Source organism: Flavobacterium rhizosphaerae, from assembly GCF_046000445.1.
GTDB lineage: Bacteria > Bacteroidota > Bacteroidia > Flavobacteriales > Flavobacteriaceae > Flavobacterium > Flavobacterium rhizosphaerae.
Genome location: NZ_JBELPZ010000023.1, coordinates 1 through 19,981 on the forward strand (window position 1 = coordinate 1; position 19,981 = coordinate 19,981).

Here is a 19,981-nt window from a genome sequence, read left to right on the forward strand (position 1 = left end):
TCGTATGCCGTCTTCATTCCACTGCAGCGGGAATACCGGGAACCCGAATTTATCGCCATCACGTTTGCTTAGCTTACCGTTACCCACAGGTTTTAGTATTAGTGGCAGGTGGGCAAACGCTGGGGCATCCCAGCCAAATGCGTGGTATAATAATACGTGGAGTGGGAGGGAGGGTAGCCATTCTTCACCACGTATCACGTGGCTGGTTTCCATAAGGTGGTCATCTACAATGTTAGCCAGGTGATAAGTGGGCATACCATCACTTTTATAAAGCACTTTATCATCAAGCAGGCTGGTATCAAACTCAATATCCCCACGAATCATATCGTTAAGGAATAATTTTTCGCCCACAGGTATTTTAAAGCGCACTACATATGGGTCGCCATTTGCAATACGTTTTTTGGTTTCTTCTTCCGGCAGGTTCAGGCTGTTGTCCAGGGTCTGGCGGGTTGTGTGGTTATATATAAAAGTTTTGCCTTCGGTTTCCTCTTTTTTACGTGCCTCATCAAGTGCTTCAGGCGTATCAAAGGCATAATAGGCATTTCCACTGTCAATAAGAGTTTGTGCGTATTGTTTATAAATACCTTTGCGTTCGCTCTGGCGGTAGGGGCCAAACTTTTCATTTTTATTAATGCCTTCATCAAACGGAATACCGCACCAGTTAAGGGCTTCTACAATATACTCTTCGGCTCCGGGTACAAAACGGTTTTGGTCGGTATCTTCTATACGCAGATAAAACGTACCGTTATGTTTTTTGGCAAATAAGTAATTAAATAATGCCGTACGCACACCACCAATGTGCAACGGGCCAGTTGGGCTGGGTGCAAAACGCACGCGTACCGGTTTAGACATGGTATTTTATCTTTTTGCCGCAAATATACAATTCCCTTTACGTAACCCGAAGTACTTTGAGTAGCTTATTAACAACATTAGGCTAAATAATTATAAATCAGTCTGCGTTATTAACATAATGCAGGCTCTTGGCACGATTTTTTCCGTTTGAGCTATGGTTATAATTTGTACTTTTATCAGTTATTAACAACTAATACCGTTTTATACACATTTTGGACGCTAAAAACCTTATATATAACAAGCTCGAAGCCTTCATCCGCAAGTATTATACTAACGAAGTTATTCGTGGAACAATTTTATTTATTGCATTGGGGCTGCTGTACTTTATATTCACATTGCTTATTGAATATTTTTTATGGCTTTCACCCACCGGGCGTACTGCCTTGTTCTGGATATTTATTGTAGTAGAGGCTTTCCTGTTATTTCGTTTTATACTATTCCCCATTTTTAAATTGTTCAAATTACAAAAGGGCATAGGCTACAAAGAAGCATCTGCTATAATAGGAAACCATTTTAGCGATGTTAATGATAAGCTTACCAATTTTCTGCAACTCACTAATGAGCCACAACAATCGGAACTGTTACTGGCTTCTATAGACCAAAAAGCCAACAGCCTGCAGCCGGTGCCTTTTTCAGGCGCAGTGAATTTCAGGAAAAATACTAAGTACCTGCCTTATGCAGCCGTACCGTTGTTACTTATTTTATTTTTTATGATAAGCGGCAATAGTGGCATTATTACCCAAAGTTTTGACAGGGTAGTGCATTATGACCGTCAGTACACACCACCAGCGCCGTTTGAATTTGTTATAGTAAACAATCCGCTTACGGCACAGCAGGGTAATGATTTTGTATTAAACGTTAAAACCTTTGGTAACATAGCACCTCAAAATGCCATGATTGTTATTGGAGACGAAACCTATTACCTGGAGAGTGATAAGCCCGGTACATTTACGTACCGGTTTGAAAAACCTGCAAAGGATGTTACCTTTTACCTTACGGCAAATAATGTTACATCTCACGATTATAAACTTAATGTAATAGCGGTACCTGCCATTGCTAATTTTGAGATGGTGCTTAACTTTCCGTCATACCTGGGTAAGAAACAGGAGGTAGTGAAAGGTACAGGTAATGCCATTGTACCTGAGGGAACTAAAGTAAGCTGGCGCGTAAATGCACTGGCAACAACATCGGTAGCTATAAATACTGATGGCACCACGGCAGAATTTAACAAAGCAGAAGATAATTTTACATATGCTAAAACTATACTTCAAAACACAGAATATCAAATAATTACATCTAATAACCATATTAAAGGCTACGAAAAGCTGCATTATCAGATAACAACTGTTAAAGACCAGTACCCAACCATTGCAGTACAATCTGCACCCGATAGCCTTGCCCTCAAGAAAGAAGTTATTTTAGGACAGGTAAGCGATGATTATGGCCTTACTAAATTGCAGGTGGTATATTATCCGCAGGCAAAGCCAGATGCTGCCAAAACAAAAGTACTGCCGATAAAACGCGATGTGGTAGACCGTTTTTACTATAGCTTTCCCGATGGTTTAAATGTACAGGAAGGTGTAAATTATGAGTACTATTTTGAGGTGTTTGATAATGACGCTGTACATGGTTTTAAAAGCAGTAAGTCTTCGGTATTTTCCCATAGGGAATTAACAGAGCAGGAGCAACAGGATAAAACCCTCCAAGAGCAAAACAGCAATATTAACAGCCTTGAAAAAAGTATTAAAAACCAAGATAAACAGCTTAGCGATTTAGATAAGCTGCAAAAAATGAATAAAGAAAAATCGGCACTTGATTTTAAAGACCAGAAAAAAATTCAGGATTTCATCAACCGCCAGCAACAGCAGGATGAAATGATGAAAGAATTTTCTAAAAAATTATCTGAAAACCTTGAGGAATTTAATCCTGAAAAAAAGGATGAGTTTAAAGAAGAACTGCAAAAAAGGCTTGAGAAAACGGAGAAGGAAGCAGCCGATAATAAAAAGCTGTTAGATGAATTAAAAGAACTTACCGATAAACTAAAAGATGAAGAGCTTTTTGAAAAGCTGGATCAGATTAAACAGAAATCTAAAAATCAGACAAAAAATTTAGAACAGTTGGTAGAACTTACCAAACGTTTTTATGTCGAGAAGAAGGCGGAACAGATTGCTGATAAATTAGAAAAACTCGGCGAAAAACAGGATAAACTTTCGGAAAGTAAAGATAACAATGCAAAAAAGCAGGAAGACATAAATAAAGAATTTGATAAACTTCAAAAGGAAATGCGCGACCTCGAAAAACAAAATGAGGAGTTAAAAAAACCTATGGATATACCCTCTGACCAAAAGAAGGAAGAAAGTATAGAACAGGATATGGAGAAAGCTTCGGATGAATTGAAGAAAGAGAACAACGATAGTAAACAAAAAGCCAAGCCCAAACAAAAAAGCGCTGCGGAAAAAATGAAGCAAATGGGTGGAAAAATGATGCAGATGATGAAGAGTGGTGATATGGAAATGCTTAATGAGGATATTAAAATGCTGCGCCAGATTCTGGATAATTTATTAGCGTATTCATTTTCGCAGGAAGATGTAATGAACCAGTTTAAATCGAGTGCAACACGATCAGCAGCCTTCAGTAAATACCTCAAAAAACAACAGGATCTTAAAGTACAGTTTAGTCATGTTGATGATAGTATATTTGCCCTGTCTTTACGCAATCCACGTATTTCTGAAGATATGACTAAAGAGGTTGGTAATGTGCATTACCATATTGATAAAGCTTTGGAAGACCTTGCGGAAAACCATGTGTCTCGTGGAGTAGCCAGCCAGCAGTATGCCGAAACAAGTGCCAATAAACTTGCCGATATGCTGAGTGATATGCTTAACAGTATGCAAATGCAGTTGCAGGGAAGTGGTATGGGACAGTCTTCGCCCGGTCAGGGTAGCAGTGGCGATATGCAGTTGGAGGATATCATCCAAAAGCAACAGGGCTTATCTGATAAAATGCAGGAAGGTATGGGCAAAGGCGGAAAGAAAGGAGAAGCTGAAGGACAGCAAAAGGGCAAGGGCAAGAAAGGCGAGGGCGAAGGAGAAGATGGTGAGGGTAGTGAAGGCAGTGAGGGCGACGCCGGTAAATTATTAGAAATATATAAAGAACAGCAGCAACTTCGAGAAGCGCTTCAAAAAGCATTAGAGAAAGAGGGTATGGGCGGCAAAGGCCAAAGCGCCGTTAAACAGATGAAGGATATAGAAAAGCAATTGCTTAACAAAGGGTTTGATAATAAAACTATGGAAAAAATGCAGAATTTAAAGCATGAGCTATTAAAGCTGGATAAAGCCATGAAACAACAGGGAGAAGAAAATAAAAGACAGAGCCAAACCAATAAAAAAGAGTTTAATACTACTACTGGCCAATTGCCCGAAGCTTTTAAAGAATATTTGAATAGTATTGAAATATTAAACAGGCAGTCACTACCTTTGCGCCCTGTTTACAATAAGAAAGTACAAACGTATTCTAAAAGCAATGATTAGTTTTAATTACGAGACCGATTTTCAACTTCATCAGGAAGATCTTTACGAAAACTGGATTGCCGATGTTATTGATAGCGAAGGCAAAACCCAAGGTGAAATCAATTACATTTTTTGTGATGATGAGTACCTTCTTCAAAAGAATATTGAGTTTTTAAACCACGATACTCTTACCGATATTATAAGTTTTGATTATACGATGGGTAACCTTATTAGTGGCGATATTTTTATATCGGTAGAGCGTGTTCAGGAAAACGCTAAAGAATATAATGTAAATTTTGAAGAAGAATTACGCAGGGTTATGGCACATGGCGTGCTACATTATTGTGGATATAAAGATAAAAATGAAAATGATTCACTTTTAATGAGGAATAAAGAGGATGAAAAAATGTTGTTGTTCCACGTGAAACAATAGAGCTTATAGTAGAGTAAATATGTTCCACGTGAAACATATTCAAATTGTGTTAAATTACCGTTCCACGTGGAACAATATAGATAGGAGATAGAAAATGTTTCAGGAAGTATATGATGTTATAGTAGTAGGGGCAGGGCACGCTGGTAGCGAAGCCGCTGCAGCCGCTGCAAATATGGGTAGTAAAACGCTGCTTGTTACCATGAGCTTGCAAAATATAGCCCAAATGTCTTGCAACCCTGCTATGGGTGGTATTGCAAAAGGCCAGATTGTACGCGAAATAGATGCCTTAGGAGGATACTCTGGTATAGTAACCGATAAAACCGCCATACAATTCAGGATGCTTAACAAGAGCAAAGGGCCTGCTATGTGGAGTCCACGCGCTCAAAGCGACCGTATGCGTTTTGCTGAGGAGTGGAGACTGATGCTTGAGCAAACCCCGAATCTTGATTTTTACCAGGAAATGGTAAAAGGTATAATTATAGAGAATGATGTTGTTAAAGGTATCCGTACATCGCTGGGGCTCGAAATAAAAGCAAAAACTGTAGTGTTAACCAATGGTACTTTTCTTAATGGTTTAATACATATTGGCGAAAAGCAATTTGGCGGTGGCAGGGCAGGGGAGAGTGCTGCTTATGGAATTACAGAAGATTTGGTACGTGCAGGTTTTACTTCGGGAAGAATGAAAACAGGTACCCCCCCGCGTGTTGATGGCCGCTCACTTGATTATAGTAAAATGATTGAACAGCCGGGCGATATTAACCCGGATAAGTTCTCATATTTAGATATTACAAAACCACTAACACAGCAACGCTCGTGTTATATGACCTACACCAGCGAAAAAGTACATAATTTGCTTCGCGAAGGGTTTGACCGTTCGCCTATGTTTAATGGGCGGATAAAAAGTTTAGGACCTCGTTATTGCCCTTCTATAGAAGATAAAATAAACCGTTTTGCAGATAAAGACCGCCACCAGTTGTTTGTAGAACCTGAAGGATGGAATACTGTTGAAGTTTATGTAAATGGCTTTAGCACTTCATTACCAGAAGATGTTCAGTTTAATGCATTGCGCAGTGTAGAAGGCTTTGAAAATGTAAAATTCTTCCGCCCGGGGTATGCTATAGAGTACGATTATTTTCCGCCCACGCAACTTAAACACACACTTGAAACCAAGCTTGTAGAAAGGCTGTATTTTGCCGGGCAGATTAACGGTACTACCGGTTATGAAGAAGCCGCATCTCAGGGCTTAATGGCAGGTATAAATGCTGCGCTTAAAGTACAGGAAAGAGATCCGTTTATATTAAAACGTAATGAGGCGTATATAGGCGTACTTATTGATGATCTTATTACAAAAGGCACTGAAGAACCTTACCGTATGTTTACATCCCGTGCAGAATATCGTACGCTGTTGCGTCAGGATAATGCCGATTTCAGGTTAACTCCCCTTGGATATGAAATAGGTTTGGCCAGTGAAGAACGTATGCGCAGGATGGAGAAAAAACGAGATAAAAGCGATGCTTTTGTACATTTCTTCAGGGAAACCAGCCTTACAGTCTCAGAAGCCAATCCGGTGCTTGAAGAAAAAAACTCGGCGCCTATAACACAGTCCGATAAAATGTTTAAAATATTTTCCCGTCCTCAAATTGAACTGGAAGATATTTTAAAGTTTGATAAGGTTACAGCGTATATTGATGAACATAACCTGGACAGGGAAGTTATTGAACAAGCCGAAATACAGGTCAAATATTCAGGATATATTGAGAAAGAGAAAAATAATGCCGATAAGTTAAACCGACTGGAAGATGTAAAAATTCCTGATAGTTTTGATTATGATAAAATAAAATCACTTTCTTACGAAGCAAGAGAGAAGATGAAAAAAATTCGTCCTGTTACAATTTCACAGGCATCACGCATTAGCGGTGTATCTCCGGCTGATGTATCAGTACTTTTAATTCATATGGGTAGATAATATGTTTCACGTGGAACAACAAAAAATAAAAAGCTTTTACATAAAAAGCTTTTTACTGGCATTTATAAGCATTATAACACTATCGTGCGGTGTGCCAAGGCATGCGGTAGAAATTCATGATTATGAGTTGTTAGAAAACGGTAAACAGATTACCGGAAAAGATAAAGGGCTTACTGCATTTATATTTGAAAATAACCCTACAAAAATACCTTTTGTACAATTTTTGTCTGAGAAATACCATGTGGGCAAATATAAGGATGTATCATATTGGGTAGAAACAGATGGTTACCGCTTTAAAGTGTTTTTATATGATACCGATGAGCTAAATAAATACTTTGATATGGGGCAATTTATGGTAACCACTAACGTTACAGAAAATAACATTGTTGGTTCAACAGAGAAATTTATTGGGTTATCTATGATCACAGAATACAATGAAGATTGCCTTAATGAAAATTCACTATTACAAAAAATTGCCATTAATTATCTTAAAAGCTTAAAAAACGAATTTAATAACCTGTGATGGATTTTAATACCCGTACGCCTTATTTAACCGTAAAGGACCATTCTGTTTCAAAAGAAACTTTTGACTTGATAATAGATAAAGAGTTGCAACTTTTAAAAACAAATCCACAACCTAGCATTGATAATTTAGGCAGATATTATGAAAGTGAAGATTATATCTCTCATACTGATGGTAAGCGTACCTTATTTGAAAAATTATACCATACAGTAAAACAAAAAGCCTTACAGGATAAAATTAAACTGGTTAGGCAGTTTGCCCCTAAAACGGGAAACCTTTTAGATATAGGAGCCGGAACGGGCGATTTTTTGGTTGTAGCCAAACATTCCGGTTTTACTATTACCGGCATTGAGCCCAGCGAAAAAGCACGTGCCATTGCAGTGAAGAAAGGAATTAATCTAGTCGATTCGCTTTCTAATGTACCGGATCATAGTCAGGATGCTGTTACAATGTGGCATGTATTAGAACACGTACCGGATGTGGAGGTGCAAATTAAGGAACTAAAACGTGTTTTAAAGCCTGATGGAGTACTGGTGATTGCGGTTCCTAATTACAAATCATACGATGCACAATATTATGGTCCATTTTGGGCTGCCTATGATGTGCCAAGGCATTTATGGCATTTTAGCAAAACGGCCATACAAAAACTTTTTTGGCAACAGCAAATAGAGTTAATTAAAGTGTTGCCCATGAAATTTGATAGTTTTTATGTAAGCCTGATTTCAGAAAAATATAAATCAGGAAAAATGAATTTTGTTAAAGGTTTTTGGATGGGATTACGCTCAAACACCAAAGCAAGCCGCACTGGTGAATATTCATCGCATATTTATGTGCTGAAAAACGCTAAAATGTAAATAAATCGCATTTAAGAGCGTTTTAAGCACAAAACAGTATAAACATATGTCCTTAAAAAAATAATCGGCCCTAAGCATTTATTTTAATTCATTTTTAATAGGTTTTGATTATTTAATATAAAGTAAACATAAGTATTAACTATAGTTAAATAAACCCGGGATTTTTACCCCGTGTTTGGTAAAATAGCAGGAATTGTTACTTTTACCAAAATTTTTAAAAACGATAAACAACAAATATGAAAAAAACGTTATTGATAGTTGGGTTTGCCCTGGCTCTATTTTCGTGCGATAAACAACAGTCTTCAGAAGCGGGTATGAAAACTGCCTATGTTGATATTGCAAAACTCTCTAAAGATTATGAAGCATTTAAAGACTTAGAATCTCAATCTAAAATAAAAGAAGGAGAAATGGGCAGGGAGCTTCAGGCAGATGTAAAGCAATATCAGGAAGACCGTGCTGCTGCAGAGCACCAGGCTGCTACAAAAGGCCCACAATGGGTACAGCTTAAAGCACAGGAGTTTCAAAAAAGGGAACAGGACATCACAGCTAAGCAACAACAGATGGCACAGAACTTACAGGAAGAATTTGGTGCTAAAAATGACAGTGCTGTAAATGTAATGAAAAAGTATATAGGTAATTACGGTAAAGAAAAAGGATATGATTATATCTATTCTACCTCTGATATATCATCAATTATATATGCTAAAGAAGGGTACGACCTTACAGATGAAATTCTGAAGGCCCTGAATGAAGAGTATAAAAAGAATCATCCTGATGTTGAAAAGCCTGCAAAGGACGAAACACCTGAAACAAAATAATACATGTTACAACATAAAAAAAAGCTCCTTAATAGGAGCTTTTTTTATTGAATATCAGTTTGTTGTATTATTCTTTGATTACTTTAACGGTTTGTTGTTTTGTTAAAGTAGTAATATGTACAAAGTAAATTCCGGATTTTAACTCGCTAAAATCCAATATAGTAGTACTGTTATTTACTTTTTTATGTATAACTTCCTGTCCTATAGCATTATAAACTATTGCATTTTCTATAATATCGGCACTTTTAATAGTAAGTGCATTAGTTACAGGGTTTGGATAGCATTGTACAGTGATGCTATTAAAATTTGCTAAACCACTGGTTGCCTGAGTTTCATAGGCCCCGAGGTCTATATTAGTATTGTTATATATCCTTTCATTTCCGGCAAGGTCTAAAGTAACAGCAGTAAGGTCTGGTTCCTGTCCTTCACCAAAATAAGCATTATTACCGGTATTAAACGCCGGGCTTTGGGGCTGTAAAGTATAATCATCATTAGATGCATCTGTAAAAAGAGGATCGGCATCCATGTTATTGCCGCCATCAATACCATATCCAATCCATCCTAAACTGCTACCTTGTACCAAACAATAATAAAAATAGCTTTCACTGGTATTATAGTTATAAACATTAGGGGCTACTAATGATAAATTTCCATAAATAATACTGTTTCTAAATATTGGGAAAGCATCATAATTTGCAATTCCCCCTGCATTTTCAAAAGCTATATTGCCTGAAAGGGTAAGGTTGGTAAATACAGGCGCACTTTCGGCATTATACATTCCGCCTCCGTAAGGCGCTGTATTTTGTGTAATAAGGCAATTAGTATAAGCTGGTGCAGATTCTTGATAGTTACCCAGCCCTCCTCCTTTAGCAGAAGCCGTATTGCCGCTTATAGTACCATTTGCAAAAAATGGCGAAGCATTAAAACACAGTAAACCACCACCCACACTGGCCATATTATCTGTAATACTAAAATTAGTATAAGTGCCTGTGGCATTTTTACTGTATATACCACCGCCGTTGTTGGTAGCTGTGTTAGATGATATAGTAGTATTATCTACAATAGGGGCAGATAAATCATCATTATATATCCCTCCGCCAGTATCAGCGTTATTTAGCGTTATTTGGCTTGCATTTATAATACTCTCGCTATGTGACCAGTTGCAGATACCGCCTCCAAAAGTAACGGCTATATTTTGTGTTACCAGTACATTGTTTATTACCGGAGAAGCATAATAATTATACATACCGCCACCGGCACCAGTTGTAGTAGCATTCTGGATAAGGGTACAGTCGGTAAATATAGGTGTTGCCTGATAGTTATATACGCCACCGCCTGCAATAGCACTATTACCTGATATGGTACTGTATTGAAATGAAGGCAGGCCATCTGTCCAGCTGCAAATGCCACCTCCCGATTCAGCATGATTTCCTGAAATCAAAATCAAGTCTATAATTGGCGCAGAAAAATTTCTGCAATACATTCCTCCTCCATAAATAGCTGTATTAGAATATATACTTACGTTAGTAATAATAGGGGAGGCATAATTATATAAAACAATGCCACCACCCACATAGCGCCCAACGTTTATTTCATTTATCGTAATGCTGCCGGCATTAGGGTCAGAGGCATTACCACCCGTAATATAAAAACCATCAATAATAGTTGCATTGGTAATAGGGGCTTCTTCTGTGCCCAGCCCAATAATAACATGGTAAGCATTCTCGGTATTATTTTCAAAAACAAGGCTGGCTCCGGTTCCTGTAACAACATCGTCATTATTAAAATCGCCACTAAGTATCGTTATATTTGCCGGATTATCCATATCCCTTTCAGACGGTGACGTTTCAACACCTGTAAAACTACCGTAAAGCATTACGCCTTCTTTTAATACAAAAGCATTATCCTTATCATTTTCCACAACTGTAGCCAGGTCATTAGCTTTTCTGTTGGGTAAATACGTGCCTGCAGCAACATAAATATTATCTCCGGCAACTGCGGTATTTATCATTAGTTGCAAATCATTAGCTGCATTTTCCCAACTGCTGCCATCTCCTGTCCCTGCTATTTCAGGCATTACATAATAGGTGGTTTGAGCTTTTAGGCCCTGTACAGATAAAAAGCAGCTAAACAAAACGGAAATTCCGTATAAAAATGTAGATTTTTTATTCATAAGTAATTATATATCAGTATTAATAATAAAGTATTGCAAATGTTATCAAAAAAACAGCTAATTTGTACAACAGTATATAAATTTATTTAAAATATAAAAAAAAGGTATTTAGCCATCAAATAAATGCTATAATACCATGCTATGAGGTTTTTCGTTGATTTTTTTAGTAAAATATATGTTTTTTGAACAGTTACTTTTTATGAATCAACCGGGTAAGTTTAATAGAAAGGTCAGTAAGTATAATTTTAGAATTTCCGTTACGCTCTATATGATATAAAGCATCGCTCAGCTCCTTAAAAATTTCGTTTATGTTATTGCCGTTTACAAATGGGGCAAAATTTTCAAGCTTAAATTTATCTACCGTAGGCTCCATATACACAAGGGTATTGGTTTTATAATTTAAAAGCAATGCCTGGCGAAACATATTTATACAAAATTCTAAAAACTGTTTTTGTGCTTCGCGTCCAATAGCAGCTATTTGCTCGCTCCAGGCAATCAGGTCGTTAATGGCAGCGGCATTACCTTTGGCTCTAAAAGCAGCGCGTACCCACATAACAAACCATTCTTCAAACGGAAATTCGTCTGTGGTTTTATGCAACAAATGCCGGGCGCGGTTATAATTACCCTGTGCCTGGTGTGCCAGCTTCATAGCGGCGGCGGCATCAAGTTTTTCACGTGAAACCAGCGCGTCGGCTATTACCTGTTCGGGCAGGCTGTTAAAGTGCAATACCTGGCAGCGGCTTAGTATAGTTTGCAGTATATCTTCCTCTTTTTCTGTGATAAGAAGGAATACCGTTTTTTGCGGCGGTTCTTCCAGCAATTTCAACAGTTTGTTGGCAGCGGCAGTATGCATACGGTCGGCCATCCAGATAATCATTACCTTATACCCGCCCTCATACGCTTTTAATGATAACGCCTTTACAATTTCGCCCGCTTCATCTACACCAATCTGGCCCTGCTTATTGGCGATATCTATTTTTTTATACCAGTCAAAAAGGCTGCCGTAGGGTGTTTGGGCAATAAATTCACGCCATTGTTTTAAAAAATTGTTGCTTACCGGGTGGCTTTTTACCTCGCTGTTGGTAGCCACAGGAAAAACAAAATGAAGGTCGGGGTGCGATAGGTTTTCAAATTTCAGATTACAGGCTGTATTACCGGAATTATTTTCTGCCCCGGTATTACTGCAAAGCAGGTATTGCGCATACGCTATGGCTAAGGGTAGCGTTCCGCTGCCTTCCGGGCCAACAAACAATTGTGCATGAGGTATGCGCCCGGCACTGGTACTGGTGGTAAGGTGGCTTTTAATATAATCCTGACCTAAAATTTCTGAAAAAAGCATGAAGCAAAGATAAAAGAAAGTTGCAGAGTAGCAGGGTAGCACGTTTAGAAAGTCAGAAGTCAGTTGTATTGATAATCCAATCGGCAACCATCAACTAACGACCATTAACCTTTTAACAAACCCTTCATCAGAATTTTACCACGTACTATTAACACCAAATATTATACACGTATTATCAAAAAAACTATATTTGCTTTCTCCATAGTTAAAAAACAATTTCAAACTTTATGAAAACCCTTTCAGACATCAATTTCAAAAACAAAAAAGCCGTGATACGTGTTGATTTTAACGTACCGCTTGACGAAAATTTTAACGTTACCGATTCTACCCGTATTGAGGCTGCAAAACCAACCATAGATAAAATTCTTGCTGATGGCGGCAGTGCCATACTAATGTCTCACCTGGGCAGGCCAAAAGGTAAAGAAGATAAATATTCTCTTAAGCATATTGTAGACAAGGCATCTGAAATTCTTGGGGTTAAAGTTACATTTGTTGACGACTGTATTGGGGAAGCTGCAGAAAAAGCGGCTGCCGATTTAAAACCGGGCGAAGTACTGCTTTTAGAAAACCTGCGTTTTTATAAAGAAGAAGAAGCCGGAGATGCTGATTTTGCAAAAAAGCTAGCCTCATTAGGTGATATTTATGTGAATGATGCCTTTGGTACGGCACACCGTGCACATGCTTCAACAACAATTATTGCAAATTATTTTCCTAAAGATAAAGTTTTTGGTGCGCTTCTTGCTAAAGAAATCGAAAGCCTTAATAAAGTGCTTAAAGACAGCAAGAGCCCAGTTACGGCTATTTTGGGCGGTAGCAAGGTATCAAGCAAAATTACAGTTATAGAAAACATACTGGGTAAAATTGATAACCTTATTATTGGCGGGGGTATGACCTACACCTTTGTTAAAGCACAGGGCGGTAAAGTGGGCGACTCTATTTGTGAGGATGATAAACAGGATTTAGCCCTTGAGATTTTAGCCAAGGCTAAAGAAAACAATGTAAATGTGTACCTGCCTGTTGATGTGGTGGCTGCCGATGATTTTAGTAATGATGCCAATACAAAAGTGGTTGATGTAAACGAAATTCCCGATGGTTGGCAAGGGCTTGATGCCGGGCCTAAAACCCTTGAGATTTTCAAAAAAGTAATACTTGATAGCAAAACCATATTGTGGAATGGCCCTGTTGGGGTGTTTGAAATGGAAAAATTTGCTAAAGGTACTATTGCCATTGGCGAGTTTATTGATGAGGCTACCCAGAAAGGCGCTTTCTCGCTTGTAGGCGGGGGAGATTCTGTATCGGCTGTAAAACAGTTTGGCTTTGAGTCTAAAATGAGCTATGTTTCAACAGGCGGCGGCGCCATGCTGGAAATGCTTGAAGGTAAAACACTGCCGGGTATTGCAGCCATTCAGGAATAAGAAATGATAAACAAACTGAAAAAAGATATAAATAAGAAGCTTATGTTATAAACGTTGGCTTAAGTAATACAGAAGGAGAAAAGATGAGTAAAAGAAGAATGTGGCCTGTTGTGGCAGCCCTGTTTGGCATAGCCGCTTTCGCACAGGAAAGCGCAACAGATAATGTAAACCTTACCCCTGAAGTTAAACTTTCGTACCTTGATTCTGTAAAGGCAACATTTGTCCGTAATGAGCAAATGTACACTATAGACAGCCTTTGGATGAAGGAACTGACCAATGAAGATCTTTTTGAAGACATGCAGGAAGACCTGGCCGATACCAGCCCTGATAACGAAGTAGATTACAATTTACCAACGAGCGTGCTAAAAGAAAGGCTTGCAGCCCTTAATGCACGCTCGCCTTTTAATATAGAATACAGCAAAGAGCTGGAAAACATCATAAAATCGTACCTTAAAAACAGGCCAAAGTCTTTTGAAAGGCTAATGGCTATATCACAGTACTATTTCCCGATGTTTGAAGAGTACCTGGCCAAATATAACGTTCCGCTGGAAATTAAATATCTGGCCGTTATAGAAAGCGCGCTTAACCCAAGGGCAAAATCACGTGTAGGGGCTACAGGGCTATGGCAGTTTATGTATCCTACAGGTAAGCAGTATAACCTGGATGTTGACAGCTATGTAGATGAACGTAGCGACCCTTTAAAGGCTACAGAGGCAGCCTGCCAGTACCTGAGCAGCCTATATAAAATTTTTGGTGAATGGGATCTTGTTTTAGCGTCTTACAACGCCGGGCCTGGCAACGTTACCAAAGCCATACGCCGTAGCGGCAGCTATAAAAATTATTGGAATATACGCAAAAAACTACCACGCGAAACCCAAAATTATGTACCGGCATTTTTAGCTACCATGTATATTTATGAGTACGGTTCAGCACACGGTATAAGCCCGCTAAAAGCACCGGCAACTTATTTTGAAACCGATACGGTTATGGTACAGCGTAAAATGTCATTTAAACAAATTGCCGACCTGATTGATGTACCGGTTAACGAACTTCAGTTTTTAAACCCTACTTATAAGCTTGATGTTATACCTTATACGGCTGATAAGCCACATTTTGTAAGGCTTCCTAAAGACAAAACAGGCCTTTTTGTTACTAACGAAAAAGCCATTTATGCCTACATAGACCACGAAGAAAACCTTAAGGAAAAACCGTATTTTCTAAACACGGTAAAAGAAGAAGTGGTAGCAGGTAATTACAAAAAGAAAACCAGTACTAAAACCTATGTAGTGCGCAGGGGCGATAACCTTGGCGAAATTGCTAATAAATATGATGTAAGCCTTACAAACCTGAAAAGATGGAACGGGCTTAGAGGTAATATGATAAGGGTAGGGCAGCGCCTTAAAATACAAACACATGAACTGGTTAAAATACAAAAACCTGTAAAAGAAGAAGCGGTAGCTGAAGCAACTGCTAAAGAAAAAACTCAGGCTAAAGCCGAAGATGAGGTTACCAGCCAGGAACAGGATGTAGCCCAGAAAGAGGAAGAAGCACAAAGAGAAGAAATAAAAACTGCACTGGAGCTTGTTGCCGAACAAAAAAGGAAACGTGAAACTTTTGAACAGGTACATATGTACATAGTACAAAAAGGTGATTCTTTGTTCAGCATTGCCCGTAAACATCCGGGTGTTACCGTAGAAAACCTTAAAAACTGGAATGAAATTAAAGGTGAAAGTATTAAACCGGGAATGAAGCTTAAGGTTGCTGTTGATTAATTATATGCTGCTATGAGAAATATAGCCGCCATACTAACCATTTTATTGTTACTTTTTACTGCCTGCCAGGGCACAAAAGATGATGTTGCAGAATCTACAGGCAACATTAACGAAATTTCTATTATAGTTAGCGATGCGTTGTGGAATGGTAAGGTGGGCGATAGCCTGCGTAAAAAATTTGCGGCCCCGGTAGACGGGCTTTCACAGGAAGAGCCTATTTTTACCCTTAACCAGTATAATGACCAGACATTTGCCGGAAATTTAAAGAAACGCCGCAATATTATCGTTGTCGAAAAAACCGGCAACCCTGAGTTTTTATTTCAGCAAAACAGTTACTGTTCTCCGCAAAACATCTTTTTTTTAAAAGGAAAAACCGCTGACAGCCTTTTGGTACTTATACAAATGCATAGCGACGAAATTATAAAACGCATTAAAAAAACCGAAATTTCAGAGTACCAGAGCCGCAACCGTATTAATGGCCTGCTGGATAAAAAACATTACGAAAAACAATACGGTATTACTATAGATGTTCCTAAAACATATACAAGGGCGATCCAGAAAAATAGCTTTACATGGCTTAAAAGGGATATGCCCGGGGGAAATACCAATATTATGCTCTATACCGTATCTTATAACCAGGTAGAGCGCGATAAAGACATCCTGAACAATATAATTGCCATGCGCGACAGTATTGGCGCATTGTATATACACGGGCAGGATGAAAATACATTTATGGTTACTGAAGATTCTTATGCCCCTTATTTGTTTATGACCAGCTTTAAAGATAAGCGTGCTTTTGAAACCAGAGGCAACTGGGATATGGAAAACGGAACTATGGGTGGCCCTTTTATAAATTATGCTGTAAAAGATGATAAAAACCACCGCTATGTGGTTATTGAAGGCTTTATATACAGCCCCTCTTCACCAAGGAGGGATTTGATTATGGAAATTGAGGCCATTATTAAATCAGTTATATTTATATGAACAAGATATTATTTAAAACAAAGGCGTTTAACGAACTTTCTCTGGTTGAATTATACCAAATACTGCAATTACGCAGTGAGGTGTTTGTGGTGGAGCAGGATTGCGTATACCAGGATCTTGATGGCAAAGATGAAAAGGCATTACATGTAATGGGATATCACAGAGAAACAGTGGTAGCCTATGCCAGGTTATTTGCCCCCGGAATATATTTTAATGATGCAGCTATTGGCCGGGTAGTGGTACATCAAAATTACCGTGCGTTAAAACTGGGCCGTAAGCTTATGGAAACCGCTATGGACGGTATTGTAAAACACTATAAAACTAATGCCATAACCGTATCGGCACAATTATACCTTAAAAGATTTTATGAAGATCACGGTTTTACACAGGAGGGCGAAACCTACCTTGAAGATGGCATTCCGCATATAAGGATGCATGCGGAATTATAAAATCCGTTTATCAGGTTTTTGTAATAACAAGCTCTACACGGCGGTCATATTCAGATCCTTTTCCCAATGGCTTTGTATTGCCATATCCTTTATGTGTCATTCGGCCAGCGCTTATTTTTTTTGATAGCAGGTATTTGTACACTGCCATAGCCCTGTTTTTAGAGAGTTCCCTTTTCCGGGTATCTTTATCAATTGCTTCTTTCTGGTAACTGGGCGTACAGCATATATGGCCCTGTATCTCAAACTGGAGGTTCTTATATTTTTGCAGCAGGCGTGCAATTTTATCAAGTTCTTTACGGGCGCCATAAGTTAGTTTGCTGCTGCCGCGTTCAAACAAAATATTACGCAGAAAAATATGGTCGCCCACCACGTGGTCTTTTTTAATTTCTTCAAAATAACCTGGGTCTGGCGGCGGGGGTGGGGTAGGCTTAAAATTTACCAGCACATCAACACGGCGGTTTTTACTGCGGGCTTCGTCTACATCATTAATATCTTCGTCCAGTAAAATACGGCCTTTGCCTTCTATAGTAACTATAATTTTATTTTTTATGCCACGCCCCAGTAGTGTATCGCGTATGGTATTGGCGCGGTTAGCAGAAAGTTTGTAGTTATATTCGTCTTTACCGCGGTCATCAGTATAGCCATAAATCTGTATACTTTCAATACGGGTAGTATCAATAGCTTTTATAAAAGCCACAACGTTATTCCCTTGCTTTTCATCAAGGTTATATTTGTCAAATTCAAAATAAACTGAATATACTGTTTCTTCCTGGGCCTTTGTTACAAAGGGTAAAAGCATAAGAAACAGGCAAATAAACGTTTTCATAGTACAAATATAACTTTTTTAATACGGATCATCAATCCGGTTCAGGTTCATGTCCTGCGGCGGATGTATAATAACCGGGAATTTTTCAACCTTTACCGAGCTGCTGTCAAGCCCAAAAGCTTTGCCTTCAGATAGGCTTACTTTTTTCAGCAAAAAGTAAATATCAAGTATAATGCGTTCATACCACGGCAGCTCATTATCATATGACATAAATTTCTCTATAATAACAAATTTAAAGTCTCCTATTACATTATTGCGGTTAAGCGACTCATAACGGCTGGTAATGTCTACTTCGCCAGCCTTTACCATATTACGCACCACCTCTTTAAACATCAGGTTTATGCGGGGCTGCACCCTAAAGCCCAGGTAAAAATCTACCCTTATAACGTCATCCTTCATAATTTCGCGCACACGGTAGTCCATACGGTAGGGTTCATCTACCACATTTACATGTATCAGCCAGTAAATATCAGCCCGTTTGGGCCTCTTCTGCAATATGGAATATATAATTTTACTCTCTATCTCATCGCCAAGGTTAGCATTGGTAAGGTATACCAGGTGTGTGGCATATTTGGGTATAGAAAGGTCATTACTCAATTCTGACAATACATTTTTATAACGCTCAATTTTAGCAAACTCGGTATACTCGCTGCGTATTTTTTTTGCGGTATACCAAACACCCATAGTACAGGCCAAAAGCCCGGCAATAATTAGGGAAATATAGCCGCCTTCATTAAACTTAATAATATTTGCCGCCAAAAATGAAAACTCTATGGTAAAGTAAACACAAATTATAACCAGTATAAGTATTGGGTTATAGCGTTTCATAACCATGTAATAGCCCAGTAATATGGTAGTCATAATCATACATAACACAATGGCAAGCCCATAAGCGGCCTCCATCCTGTCAGATTCTTCAAAGTGCCACACCACAAAAACACAGCCTAAAAAAAGCAGCCAGTTTATAGAGGGAATGTAAATCTGCCCTCTTAGTTCAGTTGGGAATTTAACCGAAACTTTGGGCCAGAAGTTAAGCCGCATGGCTTCGCTTATTAATGTAAACGAACCACTTATTAAAGCCTGAGATGCAATAATGGCTGCCGTTGTGGCAATGGCAATACCAAAAGGCAGAAACCAGTCGGGCATCAGGAGGTAAAAAGGGTTACCCGGCACACCGCGGTTACCCAGTTCATGCAGTGTTTTACCGGTATGCTCTAAAAGGTATACACCCTGCCCAAAATAATTTAGCACCAGCATGCACTTTACAAATATCCAGCTTATCCTTATGTTACTGCGCCCGCAATGGCCCATATCGCTGTACAAAGCTTCGGCCCCGGTAGTACATAAAAACACAAAGCCAAGCACAAAAAAGCCATCTTTGTGCACGCTTAGTAAATGGATGGCATAATAAGGGTTTAAGGCTTTTAGCACCGAAATGTTGTGCAGCATGGGGAGTATACCAAAAAGCCCCAGCATGCTGAACCATATAAGCATCATAGGGCCAAAAAAGCGCCCGACAAAGCGTGTACCGAATTTTTGAATTAAAAACAGCACCAGCAATATGCCTATTACTATGGGTACCGTGTTAAGGTCCGGATTATAAATTTTTAACCCCTCAATAGCAGAAGATACAGAGATAGGAGGTGTAATAATTCCATCAGCCAGCAGGGCGCTGCCGCCTATAATAGCCGGTATTATAAGACCTTTTTTCTTTAAGCGCTTAACAAGTGTATAAAGCGAAAATATACCGCCTTCACCTTTATTATCTGCTTGTAAGGTAAGTATTACATATTTTAATGTGGTTTGCAGGGTAAGTGTCCAGAAAATACAGGAAAGGGCCCCAAGTATTACTTCTTCTTGTATAGGCATTTCGCCCATTATGGCTTTCATTACATATAAGGGAGAAGTACCTATATCTCCATAAATAATACCTAATGTAACAAGAAGTCCGCCAAGTGTTACCTTGCTGAGGTTGTTGTGACTTGAATTCACGGTAATTTTAAAATTAAAGCTACAAAGTTAATGCAAAATGTAGCTAATAACCATGCATACAGGGCATTATTTAAAA

The 19,981-nt window shown here is 38.7% G+C and carries 15 protein-coding genes; 10 read left to right on the top strand and 5 right to left on the bottom strand.

The window, feature by feature from the left end; all coding sequences use genetic code 11:
* The coding region (gltX, locus tag ABS766_RS15585) for a glutamate--tRNA ligase (protein WP_408086122.1) at window positions 1-852 on the bottom strand (852 nt) is incomplete at its 3' end.
* Between the two features lie 212 nt (window positions 853-1,064).
* On the opposite strand from gltX, the gene ABS766_RS15590 reads away from it, so the two are divergent.
* The 6 genes from ABS766_RS15590 (at window position 1,065) to ABS766_RS15615 (ending at window position 8,955) form a co-directional block, all read left to right on the top strand.
* Complete coding sequence (locus ABS766_RS15590) at window positions 1,065-4,382, top strand: DUF4175 family protein (protein ID WP_408086123.1); 3,318 nt, start codon at window positions 1,065-1,067, stop codon at window positions 4,380-4,382.
* On the top strand, window positions 4,375-4,794 hold the full coding sequence (ybeY, locus tag ABS766_RS15595) for an rRNA maturation RNase YbeY (RefSeq protein ID WP_408086124.1): 420 nt from the start codon (window positions 4,375-4,377) through the stop codon (window positions 4,792-4,794). The genes ABS766_RS15590 and ybeY overlap by 8 nt, the downstream gene beginning before the upstream one ends.
* Before the next feature lie 94 nt (window positions 4,795-4,888).
* Window positions 4,889-6,760, top strand: coding sequence for a tRNA uridine-5-carboxymethylaminomethyl(34) synthesis enzyme MnmG (gene mnmG, locus ABS766_RS15600; RefSeq protein ID WP_408086125.1), 1,872 nt, complete (start codon window positions 4,889-4,891; stop codon window positions 6,758-6,760).
* Between the two features lie 10 nt (window positions 6,761-6,770).
* Window positions 6,771-7,283 carry a hypothetical protein gene (locus tag ABS766_RS15605; RefSeq protein WP_408086126.1) on the top strand — a complete coding sequence of 171 codons (513 nt, stop codon included), beginning with the start codon at window positions 6,771-6,773 and terminating at the stop codon, window positions 7,281-7,283.
* Window positions 7,283-8,137 (top strand): class I SAM-dependent methyltransferase, encoded by an 855-nt coding sequence (locus tag ABS766_RS15610; protein ID WP_408086127.1) that lies wholly within the window; start codon window positions 7,283-7,285, stop codon window positions 8,135-8,137. The genes ABS766_RS15605 and ABS766_RS15610 overlap by 1 nt, the downstream gene beginning before the upstream one ends.
* Before the next feature lie 236 nt (window positions 8,138-8,373).
* Window positions 8,374-8,955: an OmpH family outer membrane protein gene (locus ABS766_RS15615; protein ID WP_408086128.1), complete on the top strand. Its 582-nt coding sequence runs from the start codon at window positions 8,374-8,376 to the stop codon at window positions 8,953-8,955.
* Between the two features lie 67 nt (window positions 8,956-9,022).
* Here ABS766_RS15615 and ABS766_RS15620 read toward each other — a convergent pair whose 3' ends face one another.
* The gene (locus ABS766_RS15620) at window positions 9,023-11,032 is read right to left on the bottom strand and encodes a T9SS type A sorting domain-containing protein (RefSeq protein ID WP_408086129.1); all 2,010 of its coding nucleotides are present in this window, start codon (window positions 11,030-11,032) and stop codon (window positions 9,023-9,025) included.
* 286 nt (window positions 11,033-11,318) lie between these two features.
* Window positions 11,319-12,467, bottom strand: coding sequence for a DNA polymerase III subunit (locus ABS766_RS15625; protein ID WP_408086130.1), 1,149 nt, complete (start codon window positions 12,465-12,467; stop codon window positions 11,319-11,321).
* 227 nt (window positions 12,468-12,694) lie between these two features.
* Between ABS766_RS15625 and ABS766_RS15630 the strand changes: the two genes are divergently transcribed.
* From ABS766_RS15630 to ABS766_RS15645, 4 genes are all read left to right on the top strand, one after another.
* Window positions 12,695-13,882, top strand: a complete 1,188-nt coding sequence (locus tag ABS766_RS15630) for a phosphoglycerate kinase (protein WP_408086131.1) — start codon at window positions 12,695-12,697, stop codon at window positions 13,880-13,882.
* Between the two features lie 83 nt (window positions 13,883-13,965).
* Entirely contained in the window at window positions 13,966-15,654 is a 1,689-nt protein-coding gene (locus ABS766_RS15635; protein ID WP_408086132.1) for a LysM peptidoglycan-binding domain-containing protein, read from the top strand.
* 12 nt (window positions 15,655-15,666) lie between these two features.
* Window positions 15,667-16,638 (top strand): DUF4837 family protein, encoded by a 972-nt coding sequence (locus tag ABS766_RS15640; protein WP_408086133.1) that lies wholly within the window; start codon window positions 15,667-15,669, stop codon window positions 16,636-16,638.
* A complete protein-coding gene (locus ABS766_RS15645; protein WP_408086134.1) occupies window positions 16,635-17,087 on the top strand; it encodes a GNAT family N-acetyltransferase in 453 nt (150 codons plus the stop codon). Before ABS766_RS15640 ends, ABS766_RS15645 begins: the two co-directional genes overlap by 4 nt.
* 10 nt (window positions 17,088-17,097) lie before the next feature.
* Here ABS766_RS15645 and ABS766_RS15650 read toward each other — a convergent pair whose 3' ends face one another.
* Both ABS766_RS15650 and ABS766_RS15655 read right to left on the bottom strand, forming a co-directional pair.
* Window positions 17,098-17,913 carry an OmpA family protein gene (locus tag ABS766_RS15650; RefSeq protein ID WP_408086135.1) on the bottom strand — a complete coding sequence of 272 codons (816 nt, stop codon included), beginning with the start codon at window positions 17,911-17,913 and terminating at the stop codon, window positions 17,098-17,100.
* An 18-nt stretch (window positions 17,914-17,931) separates the two neighbouring features.
* The gene (locus ABS766_RS15655; RefSeq protein WP_408086161.1) at window positions 17,932-19,911 is read right to left on the bottom strand and encodes a KUP/HAK/KT family potassium transporter; all 1,980 of its coding nucleotides are present in this window, start codon (window positions 19,909-19,911) and stop codon (window positions 17,932-17,934) included.
* Window positions 19,912-19,981: the final 70 nt, after the last annotated feature.